At 37.3% G+C, this 7133-nt stretch carries 5 protein-coding genes and 1 CRISPR repeat array; of the genes, 3 read left to right on the plus strand and 2 right to left on the minus strand.

What is annotated here, in order from left to right; all coding sequences use genetic code 11:
• Positions 1-153: 153 nt before the first annotated feature.
• On the plus strand, positions 154-1119 hold the full coding sequence (locus BZK14_RS10510) for a TDT family transporter (RefSeq protein WP_077926449.1): 966 nt from the start codon (positions 154-156) through the stop codon (positions 1117-1119).
• A gap of 60 nt (positions 1120-1179) precedes the next feature.
• Here the strand turns inward: BZK14_RS10510 and BZK14_RS10515 are convergent, their stop codons facing one another.
• Together BZK14_RS10515 and BZK14_RS10520 are read right to left on the minus strand one after the other, a co-directional pair.
• Positions 1180-2034 carry a DMT family transporter gene (locus BZK14_RS10515; protein ID WP_077926450.1) on the minus strand — a complete coding sequence of 285 codons (855 nt, stop codon included), beginning with the start codon at positions 2032-2034 and terminating at the stop codon, positions 1180-1182.
• A 334-nt stretch (positions 2035-2368) separates the two neighbouring features.
• Positions 2369-3739, minus strand: coding sequence for an MFS transporter (locus BZK14_RS10520; protein WP_245831314.1), 1371 nt, complete (start codon positions 3737-3739; stop codon positions 2369-2371).
• A gap of 197 nt (positions 3740-3936) precedes the next feature.
• A CRISPR array of direct repeats spans positions 3937-4624; the repeat unit is 28 nt; unit sequence GTTAACTGCCGAATAGGCAGCTTAGAAA.
• 229 nt (positions 4625-4853) lie between these two features.
• Between BZK14_RS10520 and BZK14_RS10525 the strand changes: the two genes are divergently transcribed.
• Complete coding sequence (locus tag BZK14_RS10525) at positions 4854-6422, plus strand: anthranilate synthase component 1 (protein ID WP_077926451.1); 1569 nt, start codon at positions 4854-4856, stop codon at positions 6420-6422.
• A complete protein-coding gene (locus BZK14_RS10530) occupies positions 6422-7006 on the plus strand; it encodes an aminodeoxychorismate/anthranilate synthase component II (RefSeq protein ID WP_077926452.1) in 585 nt (194 codons plus the stop codon). The genes BZK14_RS10525 and BZK14_RS10530 overlap by 1 nt, the downstream gene beginning before the upstream one ends.
• Positions 7007-7133 lie beyond the last annotated feature (127 nt).

Consider the following 7133-nt stretch of genomic DNA (forward strand, 5'->3'; position numbering starts at 1 on the left):
TTAAGTTGTTTGATTGTAATATTCATGTTTAGTTTCTCTAAACGGTTTGTTTAAAATAACTCGATATACTAAACATAACAGTATCACTAAAATCAAGTTCGAGAGAGAAAATTTGAACTAAGTTGCACTGTAGGATTAAAATAGGGTAAAAATATGAAACGCTTTCATCAACAAATCAGAGAATTGCCAACGCCACTTGGTGGATTAGCTTTAGGGATAGCGAGCTTAGGCTGGTGCATGGAAAATGCATTGCCATTGCAAGGCTATGGGCAAATGATGGGTTCGATAATCGCAATTGTGATGATCGTTGCATTGCTTGGCCGTTTTATCCTGCATCCTGATACTTTATGGAATGATTTAAAGCATCCTGTGTTGGGTAGCATTTTGCCAACATTTGCGATGGCAAGCATGGTGATTTCTAAAATGGTTGGTGATCATTTACCAAGTTTGGGCGTATTCATTTGGCTTACTGCGATTGTGATTCATTGTCTGTTTTTAATGATATTCGTTTATCACCGAGTTAAAAATTTTGAGATTCAGCATATTGTGCCAAGTTGGTTTATTCCGCCGATTGGTTTGATCGTTGCGGATGTGACATGCCCGAGTCCTGAATATTACGGCATTGCGATTATATTATTAGTGATTGGCTTAAGTTGCTATGCCATTATGTTGCCGCTTGTGATTTATCGATTAATCTTTGTGAAAGAAATTCCCGATGCAGCAAAGCCAACGATTGCGATTTTGGCAGCGCCAGCAAGTTTATCTTTGGCGGGTTATTTGAATGTCGTGAAAGAACCATCTTTATTGATCATTGCAATTTTATTGGGTGTTGCGATATTGATGACATTTATTGTGTACTGCGCACTGTTGAAATTGGTGAGATTACCTTTCACACCGGGATTTGCAGCTTTTACATTCCCATTAGTAATTGGTGCAACGGCTTTATACAAATTGGCAGATTTAGCCAAGGCACATGAATTAACAGTGAAAATGAGCCATCAATTAAGAATCTTAGCCAATGTGGAATTAGCCATTGCTACACTTGTGATTTTATATGTGTGTGTTTGTTATTACAGTTTCTATTGCGTGAAAAGTAAAGAAGCATTACTCACTAACTGATGCATAATGATCGAGCTAATCTCTCGCCCTCTGGGCGAGAGATTAAATAAAATTTAAATATTATGATTTTCTAAAAACTAAAATAATACCCGCAATGATTGAAAACATACCAAGTATTGCCGCGGCAGACATTGCATTACCCAAGATGATGTAATCCAAAATTGCCGTTACAACAGGTACAAGATAAAACAAACTTGTGATGTTTACGACATTGCCTGTGCGGATTAATTTATAAAGTAATAGCTGAGCGACCACTGAAATAATTAATCCTAGCCATAAAGCAGGTACCCAAAAGCCAAAGTTGAAAGTATTGCGAATCTCTTCTGTGGGCAAAAATGCTAAACACATGATTAAAGTAATCGCATATTGCAATGGTAAGATTTGCTGCGGTGCTTGCTTGATGCGTTTTTGCATTAATGTACCAATCGTAATGCACAATAATGCACCGCCTGCGTACCATAATCCCAATGTACTTAAACCATCTGTGCTTAAGCCTTTTGATACAATAAGTGTTAAACCAATGAAGGCTAATAGCAATCCTATTAAACGAATTGGGGAATATCTTCGTTCAGATAATAGCAATGTTAAAATTGGCTGTGCACCTAACAATGTTGCCAATAATCCCGGTGTCATACCATAACGCATCGCTTGGAAATAACAGATGGAATAAGCGCCAATTAACAGTGCGCCAGTGCATAAAACATATTTTCTTGTGCCTAAATCGGGGAGCCAAACTTTGGTTTTGAAGGCAAGTAATGTTAGAGCGAATAGGGCAATCGCATAACGCCAAATGAGTAAAACAAAAACGGATGTATTATCTAATCCCCAGCGTGTGAAGATTGCAGCACTTCCCCATAAAAGGACGAATAAAGCCATAGCAGCGCCAGATGACGCAAATAAATTTTTAATGTTCATACAAAATCCTCTTGCTTGTAGATCAAGCAAGTTCAAGTTTTAAAAAAGAATGAAATTTTTTAAACGGTTACACAACCGCTGAGTTAACGACTACGGATTTGACCACAGCGTTGACAACAACAGCGCGAACGACACTTGAAACAGGAGATGGCGGAGTTTGTGCACATGGCATAAAAGAGCGTTGCAAATGCTTTGCATTGTATGAAACGATTGCCATGCTGCCTCCTGATAGAAATGATGTAAAATTAAAATCAGAAATAACTATACCATAGAAAAATAAAAAAGCATGGAAAAATTTCTCATGCTTTTCATAGGTTATGGATTACTGAATGAGTTAAACGTTATAAACTTCTTCACTCACTTCATTCTTCTTTTTGGTAAAATATTTTAAATAGATCACTAATAATGTACATGTGGAAATCACTGCGGGAATCGCTAATACAATAAAAATTTGTTGTAAATCCATATTTCTTTTGATGAGCTCTGCCACCAAATATGATCCTGCAATGCCACCGAATCGACCAATGCCGAGCATCCAAGAAACACCTGTGCTTCTGCCTGCGGTTGGGTAAAAGCTTGCCGCAAAAGATGGTAAAGAAGATTGTGCTGTGTTCATCACAATGCCTGCAACAATTGTAATGAATACTAATGCTGCCGTACCCAAATCGATGGCATAACCAATAGCGCCGACTGTGATGAATGTTAAACCAAAGAATGTTGCAATCAATAAACTTGGATTATAACGATCCATTAACCAACCATTGGCAATCGCACCTAAACCGCCTAATGCAAATAATCCTGTCACAATGGCAGCAAGTGAACCGCTAATATGAGCTGTTGTGAATAGTGTTGGCATCCAGTTGGAAACGCCATAGAAAATTACCAAACCCATGAAATATGTTATCCAAAGCATCACAGAACCAATCGCATAATGCTTCGATAAAATTACGCGAATCCCCTCTGATTTATTGGTTGCGATAGCAGTCTTATTTTCTGATAAATAGAAACTTGAGTAATCTTTAGCAGTTGCTGAAATGCGAGATAGTGTTGCTTTGATTTTTTTTTGTGATAAGCCTTTATTGATAGAATAGCGAGCAGATTCAGGCACAAAAAATATTAAAAAGATTGCCAAAATTACGGGGACAATTCCACCCAAAAAGAGAACAGATTGCCAACCAAATTCTGGAATAATCCACGCAGCTAAAAATCCACCAGACGCCGCACCCACAGGGAAGCCACAAAACATTGTATTCACTAAAAAGAATTTTCTTTTGCTTGGGCAATATTCTGTTAAAAGCGTCACTGCATTGGGCATAGCCGCGCCTAAACCAACACCTGTAATGAAGCGCATGATTTCTAAATGTAACAAGTTTTGGCTGTAAGCAGAGATGAATGTGCCAATACCAAAGACTAGTACGGAGATCACCAACATGATTTTACGGCCGAGTTTATCAGCCAGTGGCCCAAAGCCAATTGCACCAATCGCAATACCAAATAAGCCTGCGCTCATTGCAGTTGCTAAATCAGGCTTTTGAATGCCCCATTCTTGTATTAAGCTAGGCGCAATGTAGCCAATGGCGACCGTATCATAGCCATCTAGCAATGCAACTAGAAAGCAAACGGCAAAAATCATCCATTGAAACTTTGAAAATTTGTTGGTATCTATAAATTCTTGAAAATTTTTATTGGGTTTAATGGATCCCACATTATATCTCCATGATAAAGATTACATGATTATTAAGTTGATATGGTAACTTACCAAAATTTTAATGAATAATTTTAGAATCTTAATAAAATTAAATAAAATCAATTGGTTATATCTATGGTAAAAATGATTGGTATTAAAGTGTAAAATATATGGAAATATTTGTATTTACAAGTTTTTTTATACTAAAATGCACTGTTAACTGCCGAATAGGCAGCTTAGAAAGAATCATGTTTGGCAGGTGGATGCATCAGTTGGTTAACTGCCGAATAGGCAGCTTAGAAAATGAGTCTGAAAGAGCCAGCTAGCGGTGCTACGTTAACTGCCGAATAGGCAGCTTAGAAAATTATTTTTTGATGAAATAGCAATAAAAGACAGTTAACTGCCGAATAGGCAGCTTAGAAAATAACTAAAAATAATAGAGCTATTTGCATCTGGTTAACTGCCGAATAGGCAGCTTAGAAAAAATAATGCACAGTCAGTTGGTGGTTTGCATGGTTAACTGCCGAATAGGCAGCTTAGAAAGTACTAACTAGTAATGAAGAATACAAAGAGCCGTTAACTGCCGAATAGGCAGCTTAGAAAAAAATTCAGTAAATCCTGAGCCAACACCAACGGTTAACTGCCGAATAGGCAGCTTAGAAAGATATGATTGTGAACAATCGCTTCAATTCGCTGTTAACTGCCGAATAGGCAGCTTAGAAATTTGTGTAATAATTGTTCGGTATATCGTACACGTTAACTGCCGAATAGGCAGCTTAGAAAAAACATGCATTCGAGCTGGTGCTGATGCTTCGGTTAACTGCCGAATAGGCAGCTTAGAAAACCTGAAGATAAACCAACTGAACCTACTGATCGTTAACTGCCGAATAGGCAGTATGACAAAAATTATTGACTTTTATTTCCGATCAGTGTCTACTAAACGAATGATTAACTAATAGACTTTATTTGAAATGACACAAACAATGATGAATACAACATGGTGGCAAGAACTCCCTACTTCGGGCGGTTCGGCTGTGTCTGTTTTTCAATAAAGTTTCAAGAAGAACAAATCAAAACCCGCCTAATGGCGGGTTTTTTTATATCTAAATTATGTTTGCACAAAGGAAAATTTATGATCGATGCATTTTCAAGTTTACAAACGGTGCTGAATTACCAAGATAACCCTGCAGAGTTGTTTCATCATTATTGCGAAAATAAAGCCAATACATTGCTACTAGAATCAGCAGATGTGAATAGTAAAGAGAATCTAAAAAGCTTATTGGTGATCGAATCTGCCGTTAAAATTACAGCCAATAACCACTTGGTAACTTATAAAGCACTTACAGAAAATGGACTAAATTTATTGCCCATCATTCAGAAAACACTATCATCCATGAAGGTAAAGGTTGAGCTTAATGGCACAACTTTGCAGGCAACTTTTCCTAAAATTCAGGATGGTTTATCAGAAGATGAAAAGCTCTGTTCACTATCAATCTTTGATGGTTTGCGTGTGTTATTAACGATCGCACAAGAAAATCTCACTAATCCAGAAGAACTATTAATGACAGGTTTATTCGCTTATGAATTAGCATATTTATTTGAACCAGTGGCTGAGGAAAATTTTGCAAAAAAATGTGCGGATTACACATTTTATATAGCAGAACACATGATTACATTGGATCATCAAACAAAACAGAGCAAATTAATCTCTTTGGTTACAAATCATGATACGGAATCTCAAATCTATCAAACTATAAAAAAACAGCATGAAAAGCTTTTAGTAAAATATGATGAACCCATCTCAATAATTGAAAAAAATCAATTCAAGAATGAATCAAGCAGTGTTTCAACGAATATTGCAGATGATGATTTTGGTGACAAAGTTAAAGCTTTAAAAGGTTATATTCAGCAAGGTGATGTGTTTCAAGTTGTGCCATCTCGTCAATTTTATATAGAGTGTCCATCGCCATTTTTAGCCTATTTACAATTGAAGCAAAATAATCCGAGCCCTTATTTATTCTATATGCAGGATCAGGACTTTACACTCTTTGGTGCATCGCCAGAAAGTGCTTTGAAATATACAAAAAATAGCAATGAAGTGGAGCTTTACCCAATTGCGGGCACGCGCCCGCGGGGATTTGCAAAAGATGGTAGCATCAACCGTGATTTGGATAGTCGTTTGGAATTATCATTAAGAACGGATCAAAAAGAGTTATCTGAACATTTTATGTTGGTGGATTTAGCGCGCAATGATCTAGCAAAAATCTGTGTGCCGGGATCACGCCATGTTGCTGATTTAACCAAAGTGGATCGCTATGCTTATGTGATGCACTTGGTTTCTCGCGTGGTTGGGCAATTAAAGAATAATTTAGATTGTTTCCATGCTTATCAATCTACTATGAATATGGGTACATTAACAGGCGCACCAAAAATCAGAGCAATGCAGTTAATCCACGAACATGAAAATGTACCACGCGGCAGTTATGGCGGGGCTGTGGGTTATTTCACAGGCAAAGGCGATTTTGACACTTGCATCGTGATTCGTTCAGCATTTGTACAAGATGGGATTGCAACAGTGCAGGCAGGTGCAGGCGTTGTGAAAAATTCAGATCCGAGTTCAGAAATGGAAGAGACAAAATCAAAAGCACGTTCAGTGGTGAATGCCATTTTACAAGCGCATCAATCTAAGGAGAAATTCTAATGGCTAACATTATTTTTATGGATAATTTTGATTCCTTCACTTATAACATCGTGGATGATTTAAGAACGATGGGGCACAACGTTGAGATTTATCGTAATAATTTATCCACTGAATTTTTCCTAGAGAAATTAGCACAAACAGAAAATCCATTATTGTTTTTATCACCAGGGCCTTGTTATCCGAAGGATGCAGGTTCCATGTTGGATGTGATCAAAGCATCTATTGGTAAATATCCGATGATAGGTGTTTGTTTGGGGCATCAAGCTATCATCGAAACATATGGCGGCAGAATCATTCCAGCAGATGATTATATTCATGGTGAAACCTCCAACATTCAGCATGATGGGCAGGCAATGTTTAAAGGTTTACCAAATCCTATGAGTGTTGCGCGTTATCACTCTTTAGTGGGAGTTAATATTCCAAAAGCTTTAACAATCAATGCTTCTGTGAATAATATGGCGATGGCTGTGCGTGATGATCAAAATTATGTGATGGGTTTCCAATTTCATCCTGAATCAATTTTAACCACAGATGGTTATTGTCTATTATCTCAATCTATTGATTGGCTAATGGATTTTTATTGATATATCTATATCATCATTTGCATGTATTGTTTTTAGTTCTATAATGAGGCGGTTGCGCAATGCAATGATGGTGTAGCTCCTCCGTGGTGGCAGTACCAAATCTTTGATATATATACCACAATTATAA

Source organism: Wohlfahrtiimonas larvae (assembly GCF_002006755.1).
In the GTDB taxonomy this organism is placed as follows: Bacteria; Pseudomonadota; Gammaproteobacteria; order Cardiobacteriales; family Wohlfahrtiimonadaceae; genus Wohlfahrtiimonas; species Wohlfahrtiimonas larvae.